Source organism: Streptomyces sp. NPDC000880, assembly GCF_053599675.1.
The window spans coordinates 1-21053 of sequence record NZ_JBSFMS010000122.1; the positions used below are offsets into that span (position 1 = coordinate 1).

A 21053-nucleotide genomic window follows, 5' to 3' on the forward strand; every position below is an offset into this window, starting at 1 on the left:
TGCGTATGACCGCAGATGAGGGGCCCCCTCAGCGGCACGAGCGCTCGAGCGACGGCACTTGTCGCCGCCCGCGCCAAGGCCGCAGCCGACCTCGTCCGCGCGCTGCACTCCGCAGCAGAGGCGGGCGAGCGGGTGGCCAACGAGGAGGAGGAGCGCTCCGCGGCGCTCCAGGAGGCGGGCGAGGCCGCCCACCGCGACGCGACGGCCGCTGCCACCCAAGCGCAGCGCGCCCGCAGCGAGATCGGTCATCTGCGGCAGCGGCTGACCGAGGTCGAACAGGAGACGGCCGAGGCGGTACGGGCGGGCTGGCTCGACGACACCGCACCCGACGCCGACCCGGCGCGGGCGGCGCTGGCGGCGAGTGACGCGGAGAAGACGGCGGTCGCGTCGTGGGACGCTTCCCGCGAGGCGGCCCGCACGACGGCGGACCGCGCGCGCGACGCGGCCGCGGCAGAGGCCCGCGCGGAACTGGCGGCGGCCCGCGCGTCGGACGCGGCGGTGGCCGCGGAGAACGCGTACGAGGCGGAGCGCCGCGCGGCGGACTCGATCGCCGGTGACGATCGCCTGGCGGAGCTGCTGAGTCTGCCACCGACGCTGCATGCGGCGCTGCCGTCACCACGGCGGGGGAGGGTGACGGCGGCCGGCCAGTGGCCCGGGGGGGTGCGCGCGGGGGTTGGCGAGGCGGGCTCTGCTGCCGACGGCGGAACTGGCGGGCTCGGGCCGTCCCAAGCCGGTACCTCCGCAGCTCAGGGGCCAGGCCAGGCGGGCCGCACGGGCGAGGTGCCCGACCCGTCGCAGGCGGGAAGCGACGCCGCTTCCGAGGCGGCCTCCGGCGGCGGGGACAGCAAGCCGGTTCGTAGTGGCGAGGTGTCCGGCCTCGCGCAGGCGGGTCATTCCGTCTCCGAGGCGGGCGGTGCCCGCGCCCGTTCGTCCGGCGCGTCAGCCGACAGGCGCGGGGCGCTTCCGGCGGCGCGGCCGACCCTGGCCACGGCGGCCCCCGCGCCGACTCCGCCGCGGTGTCCGGCAGCGGACAGGCACACCACGTCGGCAACGCGCCTGGCACCGCCACCCCCCAGCGCCCCACCCAAGGTCCCCTCACCGCCGAGGAGTTGGACCGGTACGCCGACGAGCTGCGGGAGCTGCTCGACCAGGGCATCGCCTCCGCCGAGCGGCAGCTCTTCGACCTGCGGACCGCCGCCGCCGACGACGCCCGCATCCTCGGTGCGCTCGGCGACGGCGGGCTGCTGCCCCCCGGGCCCGATGTCCTCGCGACCGTCGAGTACCTCGGCGAGCACGGCATCCCCGCCCTGCCCGGCTGGCGTTATCTCGCGCAGGCCGTCGACCCGGCCGACCATGCCGCCGTGCTGGCCGCGCGGCCCGAGCTCGTCGACGGTGTGGTGATCACCGATCCCGCCTCGCACGCCCGCGCACGCGAAGTGCTCGGCGCAGCGGCGCTGTTGCCCCGGTCCGCCGTGGCCGTCGGCACGGCCGCGGCGCTGCTCGCGCCGGTGCCAGGACCCGGCACCGGCGGCGCCGGTGACGGGGATGTGTTCCTCGTACCACCGAACCCGGCCATGCACGACGAACACGCGGCCGACGAGGAGCGGCGGGCGCTGCGGGCCCGGGCGACCGCGAGGGACGAGGAGATCCGTGCGCTCGCGGCCCGGCTGGCCGGGGACCGTTCGATCGCCGCGCGGCTCGGCTCGTGGCGCGCGGACTGCCCGCCCGGCATGCTCGCCGAGCTCGCGCAGGGCGCCCAGAGCGCACGCGAAGCAGCCGAGGAGGCGCAGGCGGCGCTCGCCGAAGCCCGAACCGTACGCGCCGAGGCGGACGAGGCCGCGGCCGACGCCGCCCGGGTGCGCGACGAGCGCCAGGACGCGGCCCAGCGCGCCCGCCGCGCCGCAGACGCCCTCGCCGGGCTCGCCTTCCGGCTCCGCGAGCGCGCCGGCTGGCAGGTGAAGCTGCGTGAACTGGTCGACGAGGCCGCCGAGTCCGAGGCCCGCGCCACGACCTGCCTGGAGCGCGCGAAGGCCTCCGACGAGGACCGCCGTGCCGCCCAGCGCGCTGGTGACGACGCGCGGCGTACGGCCCGCGCGCTGCGCGCCGAGCGTGCGGAGATCGCCGGTGCCCCGGAGAGCCTGCCGGAGGCGGACGCGGACACTCCGCGCACGGCGCTGCCCGCCCTGCGCGAGGCGTACCGGGCGGCATCCCAGCTGTACGAGAAAGTGGGCGTCGGCGCCGACCTGCGCTCCGAACAGGCCCGCGCAGAGAGCGACGAGAGCGCCGCTCTCGCCGAGCTCGACAGGCTCACCAACAAGGTCCGCACCCGCGCCGCCCAGCTCCTGGAGGGCACGGACGGCGCCGACGGTCCGTCCCGCCAGGCCGCGGCCGCCCGCGCCGAGTCGCTCGTACAGATGCTGGAGTCGCGCGCGTCGGAGGCCAGCGAGAAGCTGGGCCGCCTCCGAGGCGAGGCCGAGCGGCTGGCTCCCTCCCCCGGCCTGCGGCATGGGGGACCACACGGCGAGTCGCACACCGAACTTCCCGAGGAGCTGGTCCCCGCCGACGTCGAACAGGCCCAGGCCCTGCTGCGTACCGCCACCGCAGAACTGGCGGCGCGCACCGACGCGTTGGAGACGGCCCGTGCCGGCCACGCCGGCCTGCTCCAGGCGCATCGCGCCGCCGAGGACGCGGCGGGCGGCTTCGACGAGACCGCCGCGCTCCTGGGTGACCTGCTGCGGGAGCACCACGAGGATGATACGCAGGAGGCGCCCGAGCCGTACCCCGGCAGCCTGGAGGAGGCACGACACTTCGCCGCCGAGGCCCGCCGGTCACTGCGCGGCTGCGCCACCGACCTGTCGGCGGCCGAGGCAGCCGTGCGGGAGGCGAGCGACATCCTCGTACGGCACGCCAACTCCACCCGGTACGAGCAGGTGCGCACCCCCGCGCGCCAGCAGATCCGGGAGCTGCCCGCCGCCGCGCTGCCGGAGCACGCCGCGAAGTGGGCGGAGGCCTTCGCGCCCCGGCTGCGCGTGCTGACCGACGAACTGGAGCAGCTGGAGCGCAACCGCGACACCATCGTCGACCGGCTGCGCGGTCTGGTGGAGTCCGCGCTGACGACGCTCCGCTCGGCACAGCGGCTCTCCCGCCTTCCGGAGGGGCTCGGCGAGTGGTCCGGGCAGGAGTTCCTGCGGATCCGCTTCGATGAGCCGGACCAGGCGACGCTCGCCGAGCGGCTCGGCGAGGTCATCGACGAGGCGACCCGCGCGGCCGTGAAGAAGAACTCAGCGGCGGCGTACGGGGAGGGCCGCCGGGACGGAATGTCCTTGCTGCTGCGCGGAGTTCAGGCCGCGCTGCAGCCGAGGGGCATCGCCGTGGAGATCCTCAAGCCCGACGCGGTACTGCGCGCCGAACGGGTACCCGTCGGGCAGATGGGCGACGTCTTCTCCGGCGGCCAGCTGCTTACCGCGGCCATCGCGCTGTACTGCACGATGGCGGCTCTGCGCAGCAACGACCGGGGCCGGGACAAGCACCGGCATGCCGGAACGCTGTTCCTCGACAACCCGATCGGCCGGGCCAACGCGACGTATCTGCTGGAGCTCCAGCGGGCGGTCTCCGATGCGCTGGGCGTCCAGCTGCTCTATACGACAGGGCTCTTCGACACCACGGCCCTCGCCGAATTCCCGCTGGTCATCCGGCTGCGCAACGACGCGGATCTGCGCGCGGGCCTGAAGTACATCAGCGTGGAGGAGCATCTGCGCCCCGGCCTGCCGCAGCAGGACCCGTCGGGCGAGACGGTGCACGGCGAGATCACGGCGACCCGCATGTTCAAGCGAACCTCGGTCCCACCGGAAGATCTCAGCCCTTCCGGCGTTTGACGCGGGGGTCCCCCGGCGCCCGCCAGGGCGTAGGGGCCCCGCACCCCTCACGCCTCCGACAGTCTCCCCCGGCCGCGTCCCCGTCGCCGTATCCGCGCACTCTCGCGCGCCGCCGCCCGCGCCGTGCGTCGTGCCCGGCGGCGTTCACGACGCAACTGGCGCGCTGTGCTGCTCGGGATGGACACCACGCCATTGCGCTGGTTCCACACCTGACAGGTCACCCACACGTCAAGCACCGCCCACGTAGCCACCACCGTGCTGCCCACGCTGCTGAGCACCATCGGAAACGCCAGCCAGGACCCGGCAAGCGTGCACAGAAACGCGATCATCCCCTGAATCATCGTCAGCGACGCTATGATCACGGCGCGCACCGCTGCCGTGCGGACCGGATCAGCCATGCGCCGTCGCACCGCCGGCTCCTCCACCCAGAGCTGCCGCGGGACATTCGCATAACCCGCCGCCCGCGCTGCGCCGCGACGCTCGTCCGTGTCCATGGACCTGTCACTCCCCACCTCTGTCCGACATCAGGGTGGCTGCCCGGATTCCGCTGCTTTACTCCGGCACCGCAGCGAATGCGAACCGAAACCGATGCGATGTGGCGCCGTGCGAACTCCCGTGCCCCCCGCACAGAATGACGATTGAGCAGGCCGGATGATTCCCGCGGAACGAAAGATTCCAGCCATCTGCAGCGGTCCGAAAAATGATGTGCCGCCAGGTGTGGTCCCGCACCTCGAGGAATGTCATCTCGCCGAATACCAGGACAACCTGTGATCAAGACGTCTGCCCCCGGCCGAAAATCGTCCGGACGCGCCTTCGAGTTGTCCGTGTGACAGTAGTAGGCTCACGCCGTTTGTTGACGGAACACCACCCGCGCCGGGCGGGGGTTGATCAGGGGGAGGCCATGCGCTTTCGCGGGAAGTCCATCCGCCGGAAGATCGTGGCGTTGTTGCTGGTGCCGCTCGTCTCCCTCACCGCCCTCTGGGGCTTCGCCACCGTATTGACCGGTCGGGAGGCCAGTCAGCTCCTGGACGTCACCTCAGTCATCCAGAAACTCGGCTATCCGGTCGCGGTCACCGCCAACGTCATCCAGAAGGAACGCCGCCAGACGCTCATCTACCTTGCGGACCGCAGGGCTGCGGACGCCCTGCCCACCCTGCGCCGCCAGCGCGCGGCCACCGACGAGGCCGTCGCCAAGATCAAGACGACTGTGGAGAAGTCCGGAGTCCTCAAGGACATGCAGCCGGACACCGCGCAGGAACTGAACTCGCTCCTCGGAGCAGTCGACGGACTGGGCGCTCTGCGCCGCTCAGTGGAGACAGGGACCGTCTCCCGCACCCAGGCCCTGGAGTTCTACAACCGGGTCGTCGACCCCTGCCACAGCTTCCTGATGACCCTCCACGCCCTCAACGACGTCGAGTTGGAGCGGCAGAGCCGCGCCCTCGTCGGACTCGTCCGCGCCCGGGAGATGCTCTCCCGGGAGGACGCCCTGATCGTCTCCTCGCTGACCGCCCGCAAAATCACGACCGATGAGGTCCGCGCACTCTCCGACTACGTGGCGAACCGCGAGCTGTACTACCAGACCCACCTCGAAGGCCTGCCCGCCAAGGAGCGCCAGGACTACGAGCAGTACTGGCGCAGCCCCAAGACCGCGCCTCTGCGCGACACCGAGGAAGTTTTCATCACCGCGGGCCCCGTCAAGAAGACCGGCGCGTCCGAGGCAGCCCTCTGGCAGGCGGCCGCCAGCCCCGTCCTCGACGACCTCGGCCGCCAGGTCAAGGAAGCGAGCGCCCGGTACCGGGCGAGCGTTGAGCCCGCCGCGTTCAGCGTCTTCGTCAGGGCCGGTGTCGCGGGCGTACTGGGCTTCCTCGCCCTGCTGGTCTCGGTGATCGTGTCCGTACGCATCGGGCGCCACCTCGTCCGCGACCTCTCCCGGCTGCGCAAGGAGGCCCACGAGGTCTCCGGGGTACGTCTGCCCAGCGTGATGCGCCGGCTCGCCGCGGGTGAGCATGTGGACATCGAGACCGAAGCGCCGCGACTCGGCTACGACAAGGACGAAATCGGACAGGTCGGCCAGGCGCTCAACACCCTTCAGCGGGCCGCTGTCGAGGCCGCCGTCCGGCAGGCCGACATGCGCCGCGGAGTCTCCGACGTCTTCGTCAACCTCGCCCGCCGCAACCAGGTTCTGCTGCACCGCCAGCTCACGCTCCTCGACACCATGGAGCGCCGCACCGAGGACACCGAGGAACTCGCGGACCTGTTCCGCCTGGACCACCTCACGACCCGTATGCGACGGCACGCCGAGGGTCTGGTGATCCTCTCCGGCGCCGCGCCCTCCCGGCAGTGGCGCAAGCCGATCCAGCTGATGGACGTCGTACGGGCCGCGGTCGCCGAGGTCGAGGACTACGAGCGCATCGAGGTGCGCCGGCTGCCGCGCATCGGCGTCGGCGGCCCTGCGGTCGCCGACCTCACCCACCTCATCGCCGAACTTCTCGAGAACGCCACAGTGTTCTCGCCTCCGCACACCGGCGTCCAGGTGCACGGCGAGCGGGTCGCCAACGGCTTCACGCTCGAAATCCACGACCGCGGGCTCGGCATGGCCCCGGAAATGCTGCTCGACGCCAATCTGCGACTCGCGGAGACCCCCGACTTCGAGCTCTCCGACACCGACCGGCTCGGCCTGTTCGTCGTCAGCCGGCTCGCCCAGCGGCAGAACGTCCGGGTCTCGCTGCAGCCTTCGCCGTACGGCGGGACCACCGCGATCGTTTTCATCCCCGCGGCCCTGCTCACCGACGCCCCGGAGACCCAGGGCACCGGCTTCCGCCTGGACCGCAAGAGCGAGAGCGCGGCCGGGCGGCGCGGCAGCGACGGCAGGCTCACGGCGCTCTCCAAGGTTCCCACCCAGCTCAACGGCGCGGCGCTGCTCGACGGACCCGTCGAACTGGAGGCACCCGTCGACGCGTTGGGCTTCGAGGACCGGCCCGGCCTCGGCGGGGTCGACTCGGTCGCCGACATTGAGGACACGGAGAGCGAGCGGGGCGGGATCTTCCGCGCCCGGGCCGGCGACCGCCGCCGCCCCACCCCGGACGAGCAGCACCAACAGGCGCTGGACCAGGCGCCGGAGCGGAACTCCGGCCCCGTGCCGCTGCCCCGCCGCAAGCCGCCGATCCTGGTCACCGACCGTGGCCGCAGGGTGGACGAGCGTGGCCGTACCCACCCCGCCCCAGAACCCGAGCGCGCCGCGCAGCCGCGAGAGCGTTCCAGCGCCGCGGAGCCCGAGCGTTCCGCAGAGCCCACGCTCGCCCCCGCCCCGGAACCGCGCCCCGGCCCATGGCCTCCGGCCGCCCCGGAGCCACGCGGCGCATCCTGGCTCGCTCCCGACCCGGCACCCGCACCCGCCACGCTCGACGGCCTGCCCCGCCGAGTCCGTCAGGCAAGCCTCGCCCCCCAGCTCAGGGAGGGCACCGCAGCCGCCGAACAGACCAGAGCCCCGGCCACGGCGCAGGACGTCGAACGCGATGCGGAAGAAGTACGCAACCGGATGGCATCCATGCAACGAGGCTGGCAGCGCGGCCGCTACCAGAATGCCGAAGAGGCCGGGTACGAAGGGGCGACCGACCGGGCCACCGGCCGGGGCGAGACCGCACCAGGAACGACATCGGAGGGGGACGGTCGATGACCGCACCACACGCCGCAGCACACAACGCCACCGGCGAACGCCTGACCACCGGGCGAGTCGGCGAACTCAACTGGCTTCTCGACGAACTGGTGGACCGCGTCGGCAGCATCCGCAACGCACTGGTGCTCTCCGGCGACGGACTCGCCACCGGCACCTCCCGGGACCTGACCCGCGAGGACGGCGAGCACCTCGCCGCCGTCGCCTCCGGCTTCCACAGCCTCGCCAAGGGCGTCGGCCGTCACTTCGAGGCGGGCAAGGTCCGCCAGACCGTCGTGGAGCTGGACGAGGCCTTCCTCTTCGTCACGGCGGCGGGCGACGGCAGCTGTCTGGCCGTGCTCGCTGACGCGGACTCCGATGTCGGCCTGGTGGCGTACGAGATGACGCTCATGGTCAAGCGGGTCGGAGTGCACCTCGCCACCGCTCCACGGACCGGTCAACCCGGGGGGTGAGTGGCCGGCATGAGTGACTCCGCTCAGCGCGCTCGGAACCCGCACGAGTTCTTCGACGCCGAAGCCGGACCGGTGGTCCGTCCGTACGCGATGACCCGCGGCCGGACGAGCAGCGCCACCCGTCACCACCTCGATCTGATCGCCCTCGTCGTGCCGGAGGCCGCGGCCGACGACCCCGGCCGCGACCAGTCGCTCTCGCCGGAGCATGTGGAGATCGTCGAGCGGTGCGGCGACACCCCCCAGTCGATCGCCGAACTCGCCGCCACCCTGGACCTCCCTGTCGGAGTGGTCCGGGTCCTGGTCGGCGATCTCGTCGAGGACGCACTGGTGCATGTAACCCGTCCCGTTCCGCCGGCCGAACTGCCGGATGTGAGCATTCTCCGCGAGGTGATCAATGGTCTTCGGGCGCTCTAACCGCCGAACGCCGCCCGTCGAACCGGTGACTCTGAAGATCCTGGTCGCGGGTGGATTCGGCGTCGGCAAGACGACCCTGGTGGGCGCGGTCAGCGAGATCAGACCGCTGCGTACGGAAGAAACGCTCAGCGAGGCGGGCCGTCCCGTCGACGACACCCTGGGCATCGAGCAGAAGACGACCACCACCGTCGCCATGGACTTCGGGCGTATCACGCTCCGCCAGGACCTGGTGCTCTATCTCTTCGGCACGCCGGGCCAGGACCGCTTCTGGTTCCTCTGGGACGAGTTGGCGCAGGGGGCGCTGGGTGCGGTTGTGCTCGCCGATACCCGCCGCCTGGAGGACTCCTTCGGGGCCATCGACTACTTCGAGCGCCGGGCCATTCCCTTCACCGTCGCCGTCAACTGCTTCGAGGGTGCGAGCCGTTTCCCCAGCGAGAGCGTACGGGCCGCGCTCGACCTCGATCCCGAGGTGCCGCTGCTGATGTGCGACGCGCGCCAACGCGAGTCGGCCAAGGAGGTGCTGGTGGCGGTCGTGGAACACGCGCTGGCCCGCGCCGACCGGCAGCGTGAGCACGCGGACGCCTGACCTCCGCGCCGACCGGCAGTATCAGCACACGCCTGCCCCCCCGCGCCGACCGCCGGCGCGAGCACGCCATCAGCCGGCCGATCGGCCAGCCACGGCCCGTACCCCCACCGACTGGGGTACGGGCCGTCAGTCAACGTGAGGTCACTCGCCGCTCTCCTCGTGCCAGCCGAAGCTACGCTCCACCGCCTTGCGCCAGTTGTGGTACTCGCGCTCGCGGATCTGCGCCTCCATCCGCGGCGACCACTCCACATCGCGCTGCCAGTGCGCCTTGAGCTCGTCGAGGTCCGACCACACGCCGGTCGCGAGCCCCGCCGCGTACGCGGCCCCCAGACACGTCGTCTCGGAAACCTTCGGCCGGATCACCGGCACCCCCAGCACATCCGCCTGATGCTGCATCAGCAGATTGTTGGAGGTCATGCCGCCGTCCACCTTGAGCGTGGTGATCTGCACCCCTGAGTCCTGGTACATCGCGTCGACCACCTCGCGGGTCTGCCAGCTGGTCGCCTCCAGCACAGCCCGCGCCAGGTGCGCCTTGGTGACGTACCGGGTCAGTCCGGTGATGACACCGCGTGCGTCGGAGCGCCAGTACGGGGCGAAGAGCCCGGAGAATGCCGGCACGATGTACGCCCCGCCGTTGTCGTCCACGCTCGCCGCCAGAGTCTCGATCTCGTCGGCGCTGCGGATGATGCCGAGCTGGTCGCGGAACCACTGCACCAGTGCGCCGGTGATCGCGATCGACCCCTCCAGGCAGTACACCGGCGCCTCTTCGCCGATCTTGTACCCCACCGTGGTGATCAGCCCGCTCTTCGACGGCACGGGCCGGTTGCCGGTGTTGAGCAGCAGGAAGCTGCCGGTTCCGTACGTGTTCTTGGCCGTGCCCGTGTCGTAGCAGGCCTGCCCGAAGATCGCGGCCTGCTGGTCTCCGAGGGCCGAGGCCACCGGCACACCCGCGAGCTGGCCTACGGCCGTCCCGTACACCTCAGCCGACGACTTGATCTCCGGAAGCACCGCCTGCGGCACGTTCATCGCTGCCAGGATCGCCGGATCCCACTGAAGGGTCTGCAGATTCATCAGCATCGTGCGCGACGCGTTGGTCACATCGGTGACGTGGACCCCGCCCTCGGTGCCGCCGGTGAGATTCCAGATCAGCCAGGAGTCGATGGTCCCGAAGGCGATCTCGCCGCGTTCGGCCCGGCCGCGGAGCCCGGGCACATTGTCCAGCAGCCAGGCCGCCTTGGGCCCGGAGAAGTAGCTCGCGAGCGGCAGTCCGGTCGCGTCGCGGAAACGGTCCTGCCCGTCCGTGCCGCCCAGTTCGTGGCAGAGTGCGGAGGTACGTGTGTCCTGCCAGACGATCGCGTTGTGCACTGGCTTGCCGGTCGCCCGGTCCCAAAGAACCGTTGTCTCCCGCTGGTTGGTGATGCCAAGGGCACTGAGCTGGTCGGCCCGCAAGCCCGCCTTGGCGATGGCCCCCGCCACCACTGCCTGCACCTTGGACCAGATCTCGGTGGCGTCGTGCTCCACCCAGCCCGGCTTGGGGAAGATCTGACGGTGCTCGCGCTGGTCGACGGCGACGATCGCGCCGTCCTGGTTGAAGACGATGCAGCGGCTGGACGTGGTGCCCTGGTCAATTGCGGCGACGAATTTGTCCGTCATGACGTCCTCGGTCCTCCGTGCAGGATGCGTGCTCCATGGCGTTCCATGGCTACGGAGTCGGAGGCAGGGGGTCTCCCGTACCCCGCCCGGCGTCCGTGACGAGCGTGGTGAGCGTGCCGAAGTGCGGCGATGCCGACGAAGAGGCAGTGTTCATGGGCCGTGATGGGGCGTCAAGGTCGTTGACAGCAAGTGGAGTTCACGGCCCGCGTGTTGACACGGTATCGGGGAACGTAAGGCAGCGGGAGGGTCGCCTTGCGGGTTGGCTCAGCGGGCGGCGACGACCGCCGAGCCATGGCCGAACAGCCCCTGGTTCGCGGTGATCCCGGTGCGCGCACCCGGCACCTGGCGCGCCCCGGCCGTGCCGCGCCCCCCGTTTGGACAGGGGGACCTCCGCCAATCAACTTTCCGCCCTCGCAGGCGGGGTTGCGGCAGAAAAAGTCCTCGCGTGGGAAGAAGGCCGACGCGCAGGCCGTACAGCGGGTGCCGAGCAGCCGGAAGTCCTCCTCATCGCTGTCCTGTGTGAACCATCCGGGTGTGCGCGTCGAGATTCATCCCCGGCCAACATAATCTGACGGAACGTCAGAAGTGTGCATTGGTCAGCGGTTCTCGGCGAGCCACTTGGCGGCGGTCTCGGCCAGTTCCCGGTCCCTGCCCGCCAGCATCATCCGGATCATCTGCACGTCACCCCACAGGGACCAGGCTGGATGCCCGAAGGTCGCGGGGTTGTTCTTCTCGATGAAGAAATGCGCGGGCCAGGCCGTGCCGTAGCCGATCAGCGGCAGGGCGGCCGCATACCGCTTCCGGCCGCGCGCCAGCCCGTACGCGCTGACCGCGAGACCGGTCAGCGTGCCGGCCAGATGGACCCACCGGGTGGCCGCCTTGGAGTGCATCGCGACGTAGTACGGCCAGAACTCCTCGTACGAGTCAAACGTCTGCTGCGTCATGGCCGCACCGTAATCCCTCGGCAGCGAACCGGATACGGCCTGGCCGCGTCCGATACCGGAGAACTGACGGCCGGAGACCGCGAGGGTGGTCCGGCCGCCCGTTCCGCAGCTGCCTCCCTCAGTGCCCGGCGACCGAACGCCAAGCGACGGGGAAGTCGAAGAAGGTGTCCGGGAACGGCTCCGGCTTGTAGGTGAAGTGCCACCACTCCTCGGGCAGATTCACGAAACCGACCGCACTCAGAGCGCCCTTCAACAGCTGCCGGTTGGCGCGCTGCTTGCCCTGGATCCTGGGGTCATCGGTGTGCGACAGCGTGTCGAAGCAGTCGAAACCGGTCCCCATGTCCACGGAATTGTCCGGAAAACGATCGGACTTGGGTGCGTAGCAGGGGACGAGAGGCTCGCCGGGGATGTACGGCCTGGTCGGCAGGGCCGGCAGCTTCACGATGGTGAGATCGACCGTACTGCCGCGGCTGTGCCCGGACTTCTCCGCGATGTAACCGTCGGCGAACAGACGTGACTTGTCGACTTGGGGATAGAACTCCTTCTTCATGGCCTCGTCATCGAGGTCCTTGGCCCACCGTACGAAGTGGTCGACTGCCCGCTGCGGTCGGTAACAGTCGTACACCTTCAGGGAGTAGCCCATGCGGAGCAGCTTCAACTGTGCCTTGTGCAGCGCCTGGGCGGCGGGCCGCGTGAGGATGCAGAGCGGCTGGCGGTAGCCGTCGACGGGTTCACCCACGAAGTTGTGCTGGGTGATGTAGCGCATCTCCTGAATGATCGTCGGGTCGACGGAGCGCAGCGCCACGAACTCCTTGGGAGCCCGCGGCTCGGTTTTGGCCTGCGCTGCCGGGGCGGCGACGGTGGTGGCTGTGACGGCTATGAGTGCGGCGGCCGTTGTGACGAGGGTGCGAAGTGCGGAAGCAAGTCCTGTCATGCGCACCGTCTATCAGTTCCGGGCCCCTTGGGGAAAGGGTGATCGGCTGACGGCAGGTCCAAGCCCGCACTATCGGAACTCACGGCTGTGCCCCGTGACCCGTACCGCTGGGGCCACCTGTGCCCCGCGACGCGTACCGCTGCGGGCACCCCGAGCCCGTACCGCTACGGCCGCACGCCGAGCCCCCGCACCCGTACCCGCCTCCTCGGCGGAGCGGAACCGCCCCCCTTGGCCTGCTTCACCACGACCCGCCCGTCCACCAGCCGCGTCGTGTACCGCTCCACCTCTGCCCGCTCCCAGCCGTCCCCCAGGTCCGGGACCACCAGCCCGCCGCCCCCGCGGCCCTCGGCCGGCGCCCACACCTCCAGCTCGGTCCCGCCGTCCGCGCCCCGCACCGGAATCACCGCGCCACCCCGCGCCAGTACCGGGATCCGCGACAGGGGAGCGTCCACCAGCACCTGCCCGGGCCCGTCGTAGGCCTGCCCCGTCGCCGTGTCGTACCACCGGCCGCGCGGCAGCCGCACCGCCCGCCGCTCCGTCCCGCTCTCCAGCACCGGCGCGACCAGCAGCGCGTCACCGAGCAGAAAGGCGTCCTCGCAGTCGCGAAGTACCCGGTCCTTCGGACAGCTCCACCACAACGGTCGCACATACGGCGCCCCCGTCAGCCGCGCCAGATGCGCCAGCGTGACGAAGTAGGGCCGCAGCCGCTCCCGTTCGTCGAGGGCCGCCTTCGCATGCGCGAGGACCTCGGGCCCGAACTCCCATGGCTCCCTGCGCCCCGCGTCGATCGCCGCATGGGTACGGAACAGCGGCAGTTGCGCCCCCAGCTGGAACCAGCGCAGATACAGCTCGGGCGACGGACTGCCGTCGAATCCGCCCACGTCAGGGCCGGAGTACGGCACGCCGCACAGCCCGAGCCCAAGGACCAGCGAGAGCGAGGCCCGCAGCCCGGGCCAGCCGCTGGACACATCGCCGGACCAGGTGCCCCCGTACCGCTGCATACCCGCCCAGCCGGAGCGCGAGAAGAGAAACGGCCGTTCCTCCGGACGCAGCAGCCGCAGCCCCTCGTACCCGGCCTGCGCCATCGCGAGACCGTACACATTGTGGGCTTCGCGGTGATCGCCCCCACGCCCCTCCAGCGCGTGCCGGGCCGAGCGCGGCAGCGTCATGTCGCCGAAGGGCGCGAAGGACACCGGCTCGTTCATGTCGTGCCACACCCCGGAGAAGCCTTGCGCCAGCCGCTCCTCGTAGAACTCTCCCCACCAGCGGCGGACCGCCTTATCAGTGAAGTCCGGATAGACGCACTCGCCCGGCCAGACGACCCCCCGCACCTCCCTGCCCCGCGGATCGCGTATAAACGCCCCGGCCGCCGACCCGCTGTCGTACACCGCGTTCCCGCGCTCCGCCTTCACCGCCGGATCGACGATGGAGACCAGCCGCACCCCGTCCTCGCGCAGATCCTTCGCCATGCCCGGCAGGTCGGGGAACTTCTCGCGGTCGACGGTGAACACCTGATGCGCGTCGTAGTGGTCGATGTCGAGATGGACGGCGGACAGCGGCAGCTCCCGGTCCCGGTAGCCCGCGACGATCCGGCGCACCTCCCGTTCGCTGCCGAAACCCCACCGGGCGTGCTGCGGTCCCAGCGCCCAGGACGGCGGCAGCGCGGGCGCGCCCGTCAGCCGGGTCCAGCCGGCCAGCACGCGCGCGGGCGTGCCGACGACCACCCAGCAGCGCAGCGGCCCGCCGTCCATGCGCACCTCGCTGGTGCCCGGCCGGTCGTGCCCCGAGCCCGCGCCCTCCTCGCCCTCGTGCAGGGTGACCCGGCCGTCCCACGAGTTGTCGTGGAAGGCGAGATGGGTGCCGGCGTCGGCCACCACCAGCTGGACGGGCATGGTGATGTACAGCGGGTCGTCGCCGGGCCCGAAAGTGCCCCTGGGGTCGGTGTTCCACAGCCGGTACGTGCCGCCCCGCAGCCGCGGCCCACAGGCCCGCCCGCCAAGCCCGAAGAAGCGCGCGTCCGCGGGCACTTCGGTCCGCTGCACCCACCGTGCCGGACCGCCCTGCGCCGGCTCCCACCAGCGCGGCGGCAGATCCCGGCGCAGTAAGACACCGCCCGGCGTACGGATCTCCACGGCGCCGTTCCGGGAGATCTCCACGGTCACGCGCTCCGACACCACGCGCCAGCCGCCGTCCTTGTCGGGCTCGAGCTCGGCACGTGGATCCGGCTCGGGAGGCGCGCCGGCGAGTGCGTACGACGGCTCTGGCTCCGCGCAGTCCCAGCCCCAGAAGACCGTGCCGCCCGCCGCGACCCGGATGCGCAGCTCGGAGCGTGCGAACCGGAGGATGCCGCCCCCGGGCAGCGGCTCGGCGCCGGTCACGGGTCCGGGCACCCGCGCCCGCTCCGCCCCCCTCTTCGGCAGCTCCCGGGCGTCGGTCCGCCGCTGCCTCCAGGCCGAGCGTGCCGCGCGCAGCCCCTGCACCGTTCCGAGACTTCTTACCGAGCGCACCAGATCCCAACCGTCCATGCAGCTCAGCCTGCCATCCGGCCGAGCGGATGTGGGGGTTGTTCAACTCCCCTTTACCCGTGGTCAGAGCACATACTTCCGCGCCCGACCATGGGTGGGGAGACCTGGTGCGACGGACGATCACATGGCATCGTCCGTGTCAGCCGCGTCACGCGCACACCCCGCACGTGCGCGTGACGCACGCAGACACCGCGTAGAGCCACCCCGGAGCCGCCTCATGACCTCAGCAGCGAACCCTGCCCCCCTCTGGCAGCCGGACCCCGACCGCATCGCCGCCGCCCGGATCACCCGCTTCCAGGCCTGGGCAGCCGAGCGCTACGGGGCCCCTGCGGAGGGTGGCTACGCGGCGCTGCACCGCTGGTCCGTCGACGAGCTCGAGACCTTCTGGCAGGCGGTCGCCGACTGGTTCGACGTGCGGTTCTCCACTCCGTACGAGCGTGTCCTCGCGAATTCCGCGATGCCCGGCGCCCAGTGGTTCCCCGGCGCCACGCTCAACTACGCGGAGCACGCACTGCGCACCGCCGAGGATCCGGCCCGCGCCCATGACGCGGCGCTCCTGCATGTGGACGAGACACACGAGCCGACCCCGATAAGCTGGTCCGAGCTCCGCCGCCAGGTAGGCGCTCTCGCAGCCGAACTGCGCGCCCTCGGCGTACGCCCCGGCGACCGGGTCAGCGGCTACCTGCCCAACATCCCGCAGGCCGTCACCGCCCTCCTCGCCACCGCGGCCGTCGGCGCGGTTTGGACCTCCTGCGCCCCCGACTTCGGCGCCCGCAGCGTGCTCGACCGCTTCCAACAGGTCCAGCCGGTCGTCCTGTTCACCGTCGACGGTTACCGCTACGGCGGCAAGGTGCACGACCGCACGGAGACCGTCGCCGAGCTCCGCCGCGAACTCCCCACCCTGCGCGCGGTGATCCACATCCCGCTGCTCGGCACACAAGCCCCCGACGGTGCGCTCGACTGGTCGGCGGTCACCGCTCGCGACACCGAACCGGTCTTCGAGCAGGTCCCCTTCGACCACCCGCTGTGGGTGCTGTACTCCTCAGGTACGACAGGCCTGCCCAAGGCCATCGTCCAGTCGCAGGGCGGCATCCTGCTGGAGCACTTCAAGCAGCTCGGCCTGCACTGCGACCTCGGCCCCGACGACCGTTTCTTCTGGTACACCTCGACCGGCTGGATGATGTGGAACTTCCTCGTCTCCGGCCTGCTCACCGGCACGACGGTGGTTCTGTACGACGGCAGCCCCGGCTACCCCGACACCGGCGCCCAGTGGTGCATCGCCGAGCGCACCGAAGCCACACTCTTCGGCACCTCGGCGGCGTACGTCATGGCCTGCCGCAAGGCCGACGTCCACCCCGCCCGCGACCACGACCTGTCCCGTATCAAGTGCGTGGCCACCACCGGTTCGCCGCTCCCGCCCGACGGCTTCCGCTGGCTGCACGACGAGGTGGCGGACGACCTGTGGATCGCCTCCGTCAGCGGCGGCACGGACGTGTGCAGCTGCTTCGCCGGCGCGGTGCCCACCCTGCCCGTGCACATCGGCGAACTCCAGGCCGCCTGCCTCGGTACCGACCTCCAGTCCTGGGACCCCCACGGCAAGCCGGTCATCGGCGAGGTCGGCGAACTGGTCGTCAAGAACCCGATGCCGTCCATGCCGATCCGGTTCTGGAACGACCCCGACGGCAGCCGCTACCGCGACAGCTACTTCGAGATGTTCCCCGGCGTCTGGCGGCACGGCGACTGGATCACCATCACCGACCGCGGCTCCGTCGTCATCCACGGCCGCTCCGACTCCACCCTCAACCGCCAGGGTGTACGGATGGGATCGGCCGACATCTACGAAGCCGTCGAACGCCTCCCCGAGATCCGCGAATCGCTGGTCATCGGCCTGGAGGAGCCGGACGGCGGCTACTGGATGCCGCTCTTCGTCCACCTCGCCGAAGGCGCCGCCCTCGACGACGACCTGCGCGACCGGATCACGCGGACGATCCGCGAACAGCTCTCCCCACGCCATGTCCCGGACGACATCATCGAGGTCCCCGGCGTCCCGCACACCCTCACCGGCAAGCGCATCGAGGTCCCGGTGAAGCGCCTCCTCCAGGGCACGGCGCTCGGCAAGGCGGTCAACCCCGGCTCGGTCGACAACCTCGAACTGCTGCGTTTCTACGAGGAACTCGCCCGCACCCGGAAGTAGCGTCTCGCCGCTTCCAAGCGCCGGACGGCCCCAAGACAAGCCCGTCCGGCGCTTGACTCGCAGGTCACGCCGCGTTGTCAGTGCCGTCGACTACGGTAAGTCACCAGTAGTCAACTGCACTCAGGGGGAGAAATGGCGTACACCAAGCAGCACAAGCGGCCCAAGCATCACAAGCCGGCGAAGCGCTCAAGGCGTCAGCGGCCCAGGGGCGACGCAGCCATGCAGCGCACCCTGCGCCGCGAAGTCCCCAGCACCGTCGGTCTCCTGGCCGACGAGCAGGACTTCACCGCGATGCGCCAGTACCGCACCTTCACCTTCGACGACCACCCGAGCTACCTCCGGCAGATCGATGCCCTGCTCAGAACCCTCGCCTCCCGCCAACTTCACACCGCCGTCGCCCTCTTCGACCCCGAAGACTTCGCGGAGTACTGCGCCGAAGCCGGCCTCGACCCCGACGCGGCCGCGAGCCGCAGCCGCTACACCGCCGACATCGCAGGCCGCGGCGCCGGCATCCCGTACACCGGACAGCCCCTCGCCGGCCTGCTGCCCCAGCTGATCAACAAGACTGTCCGCCAGGCCACTTGGGAGTACGCGACCATGCTCCTCGCCGACCTCGGCGAGTGCGCAGACTGCGGCCAGGACATCGGCCGGGCCGCCTTCGACCGGGCCTCCCGCATCCTGATGCGACTGCTCGAAGCGGCGGGCACAGGCAGACACCACCTCGTCTGCAGCGTCCCTGCCCCCGACGAGCAGCTCCTCGCCGTCCTCCACGCCGACGCGGCCTCGGACGAGCCCGCCCAACTGGACGCGTCCGAGGGCGCCGAATTCGTCACCGTCCTCGCGACAGGCATCGCCCTCAAAAGCCCCGGGGGACTGGTGCTGCGCACGAGCACCGAGGGCGCCCCGGACCGCCTCCACGGCTGGCGGCTCCACCAGGGCCGCATCCTCCCGCTCACCGCGGGCGAGGTCTTCAGCGCCTACTGCACGGATGCGGTCACCGGCGAACCACTGTCCCCCGAGCCCGGCGTGGAGTACTGCGCGGGCTTCGACACCACCACCGACGACCCGAAGAACCACCACTGAACGCCGAAGGGGCTCCCCGCCGTCCCCGGCAGGAAGCCCCTTCGATCACCTACTGACCAACCGTGTACCGCCTACTCGCCGGAGAGCACTGCCTGCGCGGCGACCCGCGCCTCGTCCGCGGTGTCCGTGGCACGCGCCGCGGCGGCAGCCCGCTCGCACTGAGCGAGCGTGTACTTCGCCAGCGTCGCCCGGACATACGGAATCGACGCCGCACCCATCGACAGCGAGGTCACACCAAGGCCGGTGAGCACACACGCCAGCAACGGATCGGAGGCAGCCTCACCACACACACCACAGCTCTTGCCCTCGGCCTTCGCGGCCTCGGCCGACAGCGCCACCAGATCCAGCAGCGCCGGCTGCCACGGATCCTGCAGCCGCGACACCGCACCCACCTGCCGGTCGGCGGCGAAGGTGTACTGCGCGAGGTCATTGGTGCCCAGCGACAGGAACTCGACCTCCTGCAGGATCGACCGCGCCCGCAGCGCGGCGGACGGAATCTCCACCATCGCCCCGAACTTCGCCTGCAGTCCGGCCTCACGGCACGCGTCGGCGAACGCCTTCGCGTCGGTACGGTCCGCCACCATCGGCGCCATGACCTCGAGGTACACCGGCAGCCCCGCGACGGCCTTCGACAGTGCTGTCAGCTGGGTACGCAGCACCTCGGGGTGGTCCAGCAGGCTGCGCAGCCCGCGCACACCCAGCGCCGGGTTCGGCTCATCGGCCGGAGTCAGGAAGTCGAGCGGCTTGTCGGCCCCCGCGTCCAGCACCCGTACGACAACCCGGCCCTCGGGGAACGCCTCCAGCACCTTGCGGTAGGCCTCGACCTGTTTCGCCTCCGACGGAGCCTGCTTGCTGTCGTCGAGGAAGAGGAACTCCGTACGGAACAGACCGACGCCCTCGGCACCGGCCTCAACCGCGGCCGGCACATCGGCGGGCCCGCCGACATTGGCCAGCAGCGGCACCTTGTGCCCGTCGGACGTCGCGCCTGGCCCACTGGAAGCGGCCAGCGCGGCCTTGCGCTCCGCTGCGGCCTTCTCCAACTGCGCGCGCTTCTCGTCGCCCGGCTTTACGAATACTTCGCCCGTGCTGCCGTCGACGGCGATGAGCGTGCCCTCGGCCAGCTCCCGGGCACCCGGCAGCGCCACCACGGCGGGCACTCCGAGCGCCCGCGCCAGAATCGCGCTGTGGCTGGTCGGCCCGCCCTCCTCGGTGACGAACCCGAGCACCAGAGCCGGGTCGAGCAGCGCCGTGTCCGCGGGCGCGAGGTCCCGGGCGATCAGTACATACGGCTCGTCGCTGTCCGGCACACCCGGCATCGGCACACCCAGCAGCCGCGCCACGATCCGGTTCCGCACGTCATCCAGGTCCGCGACCCGTCCGGCCAGGTACTCGCCGGCACCCGCCAGCAGCGCCCGGTACGAGGCAAACGCGTCGTACACCGCGCGCTCGGCAGTGCTACCGACGGCGATACGCCGATCCACGTCGGCCATGAGCTCCGGGTCCTGCGCCATCATGGCCTGGGCCTCGAGCACAGCCTGCGCTTCGCCCCCAGCCAGATTGCCCCGCGCTATCAGGTCGGCGGACACAGCTTCCACGGCCTGGCGAGCGCGCCCCTGTTCGCGCTCCGCGTCCTCCGCCGGAATCTGCTTGGCCGGCGGCTCCAGAACCGCCGTGCCCATGTGCCGAACCTCGCCGATCGCCACACCGTGGCTCACGCCGACGCCTCGCAGCGTTGTCTCCATTTCACCCGTCTCCGATTGAGCGACGGTCCGTGCCGCCGCGATGGATGTCCAACTCGCCGTCACTGCGACGCCGGCGTCACTGCCAGCTGAAGAGTGTGTCGCCGGCCTTCACGTCGCCGTCCTCGCGGACGTCGGAGAGGGAGTCGGCCGTGGCCTCGAGCGCCACGATCGGGCAGATGGCGGACTTGCCGGCGGCCTCGACGGCCTTCGGGTCCCAGCGCACTACAGCCTGTCCGCGCTGAACAGTGTCGCCCTTGTTTACGAGCAGCTCGAAGCCCTCGCCGTTGAGCTGAACGGTGTCGATCCCGAGGTGCGTCAACACACCGTGTCCCTGGTCGTCGACGACGACGAAGGCGTGCGGGTGCAGGGAGACAACGATGCCGTCAACCGGGGCGACGGCCTCCGACGGCTCGCGCACGGGGTCAATAGCGGTACCCGGACCGACCATCGCACCCGAGAACACCGGGTCCGGCACGGCCGCGAGTCCGATGGCGCGTCCGGCAAGAGGGGACGTCACTGTGGTCATGGAGCCTCCCAGGGGCGGAGATTCGTTACGTCGCCGTCCCTGCCTGTTCCCGGACGGCGCGCTATTCAGAAGGGTAAGTCATAGGAAGTCCTAGTTCCGCACGAGAGCTGCCAGTTGGCGGACCTAGAGGCGCACCGGAAACGATTTGCCTCATCTCTCGGCGGCCGGTACTGTCGTACCCCTGCCTGACCCCAACGCGACTTTGAGTCGGGGGTCGGCAGCACCTATCAAGCCGAGATCCTAACTGGTCTAAACCTCTGCATGTCCGCAGGGCGGTGGTCAGGAAGAGCAAAAGAGCCTGATAGAGTTTGGAAACACCGAAGGGAAGCGCCCGGAGGGCCCTGTGAAAAGGGTCTGAAGGAAGCGTCCGTTCCTTGAGAACTCAACAGCGTGCCAAAAGTCAACGCCAGATATGTTGATACCCCGTCCATCTTCGGATGGTCGTGGTTCCT

Annotated in this window: 13 protein-coding genes and 2 pseudogenes; 7 read left to right on the forward strand and 8 right to left on the reverse strand. The window is 71.0% G+C overall.

What is annotated here, in order from left to right:
* Nucleotides 1-48 precede the first annotated feature (48 nt).
* Nucleotides 49-3875 (forward strand): annotated as a pseudogene (locus tag ACWDO5_RS28955) (hypothetical protein); the annotation flags it as partial.
* 47 nt (nucleotides 3876-3922) lie between these two features.
* Here the strand turns inward: ACWDO5_RS28955 and ACWDO5_RS28960 are convergent.
* On the reverse strand, nucleotides 3923-4369 hold the full coding sequence (locus ACWDO5_RS28960) for a hypothetical protein (protein ID WP_450533338.1): 447 nt from the start codon (nucleotides 4367-4369) through the stop codon (nucleotides 3923-3925).
* Between the two features lie 407 nt (nucleotides 4370-4776).
* Between ACWDO5_RS28960 and ACWDO5_RS28965 the strand changes: the two genes are divergently transcribed.
* The 4 genes from ACWDO5_RS28965 to ACWDO5_RS28980 are packed head-to-tail and all read left to right on the forward strand — an operon-like array spanning nucleotide 4777 to nucleotide 9000.
* On the forward strand, nucleotides 4777-7551 hold the full coding sequence (locus ACWDO5_RS28965; RefSeq protein ID WP_450533339.1) for a nitrate- and nitrite sensing domain-containing protein: 2775 nt from the start codon (nucleotides 4777-4779) through the stop codon (nucleotides 7549-7551).
* Complete coding sequence (locus ACWDO5_RS28970; RefSeq protein ID WP_450533340.1) at nucleotides 7548-8000, forward strand: roadblock/LC7 domain-containing protein; 453 nt, start codon at nucleotides 7548-7550, stop codon at nucleotides 7998-8000. Before ACWDO5_RS28965 ends, ACWDO5_RS28970 begins: the two co-directional genes overlap by 4 nt.
* A 9-nt stretch (nucleotides 8001-8009) precedes the next feature.
* Nucleotides 8010-8414 (forward strand): DUF742 domain-containing protein, encoded by a 405-nt coding sequence (locus ACWDO5_RS28975; RefSeq protein ID WP_450533341.1) that lies wholly within the window; start codon nucleotides 8010-8012, stop codon nucleotides 8412-8414.
* Nucleotides 8395-9000, forward strand: a complete 606-nt coding sequence (locus ACWDO5_RS28980; RefSeq protein WP_450533342.1) for a GTP-binding protein — start codon at nucleotides 8395-8397, stop codon at nucleotides 8998-9000. The genes ACWDO5_RS28975 and ACWDO5_RS28980 overlap by 20 nt, the downstream gene beginning before the upstream one ends.
* Before the next feature lie 141 nt (nucleotides 9001-9141).
* Here ACWDO5_RS28980 and glpK read toward each other — a convergent pair whose 3' ends face one another.
* The 5 genes and pseudogenes from glpK to ACWDO5_RS29005 form a co-directional block, all read right to left on the reverse strand.
* On the reverse strand, nucleotides 9142-10653 hold the full coding sequence (gene glpK / locus ACWDO5_RS28985) for a glycerol kinase GlpK (protein WP_450533343.1): 1512 nt from the start codon (nucleotides 10651-10653) through the stop codon (nucleotides 9142-9144).
* Nucleotides 10654-11051: 398 nt separating this feature from the next.
* Nucleotides 11052-11201, reverse strand: a pseudogene (locus ACWDO5_RS28990) (zinc ribbon domain-containing protein); the annotation flags it as partial.
* A gap of 48 nt (nucleotides 11202-11249) precedes the next feature.
* Nucleotides 11250-11597 carry an Mpo1-like protein gene (locus ACWDO5_RS28995; RefSeq protein ID WP_450533344.1) on the reverse strand — a complete coding sequence of 116 codons (348 nt, stop codon included), beginning with the start codon at nucleotides 11595-11597 and terminating at the stop codon, nucleotides 11250-11252.
* A gap of 118 nt (nucleotides 11598-11715) precedes the next feature.
* Entirely contained in the window at nucleotides 11716-12531 is an 816-nt protein-coding gene (locus ACWDO5_RS29000; RefSeq protein ID WP_450533345.1) for a M15 family metallopeptidase, read from the reverse strand.
* Between the two features lie 164 nt (nucleotides 12532-12695).
* Nucleotides 12696-15056, reverse strand: coding sequence for a glycoside hydrolase family 31 protein (locus tag ACWDO5_RS29005; RefSeq protein ID WP_450533346.1), 2361 nt, complete (start codon nucleotides 15054-15056; stop codon nucleotides 12696-12698).
* 217 nt (nucleotides 15057-15273) lie between these two features.
* Here ACWDO5_RS29005 and ACWDO5_RS29010 point away from each other — a divergent pair, with 217 nt between their 5' ends.
* Together ACWDO5_RS29010 and ACWDO5_RS29015 are read left to right on the forward strand one after the other, a co-directional pair.
* The gene (locus tag ACWDO5_RS29010; RefSeq protein WP_450533347.1) at nucleotides 15274-17250 is read left to right on the forward strand and encodes an acetoacetate--CoA ligase; all 1977 of its coding nucleotides are present in this window, start codon (nucleotides 15274-15276) and stop codon (nucleotides 17248-17250) included.
* Between the two features lie 132 nt (nucleotides 17251-17382).
* Entirely contained in the window at nucleotides 17383-18333 is a 951-nt protein-coding gene (locus ACWDO5_RS29015; protein WP_450533348.1) for a hypothetical protein, read from the forward strand.
* 71 nt (nucleotides 18334-18404) lie between these two features.
* Here the strand turns inward: ACWDO5_RS29015 and ptsP are convergent, their stop codons facing one another.
* Both ptsP and ACWDO5_RS29025 read right to left on the reverse strand, forming a co-directional pair.
* Entirely contained in the window at nucleotides 18405-20075 is a 1671-nt protein-coding gene (gene ptsP / locus ACWDO5_RS29020) for a phosphoenolpyruvate--protein phosphotransferase (RefSeq protein ID WP_450533349.1), read from the reverse strand.
* A gap of 76 nt (nucleotides 20076-20151) precedes the next feature.
* A complete protein-coding gene (locus tag ACWDO5_RS29025) occupies nucleotides 20152-20601 on the reverse strand; it encodes a PTS sugar transporter subunit IIA (protein WP_450533350.1) in 450 nt (149 codons plus the stop codon).
* Between the last annotated feature and the right edge of the window lie 452 nt (nucleotides 20602-21053).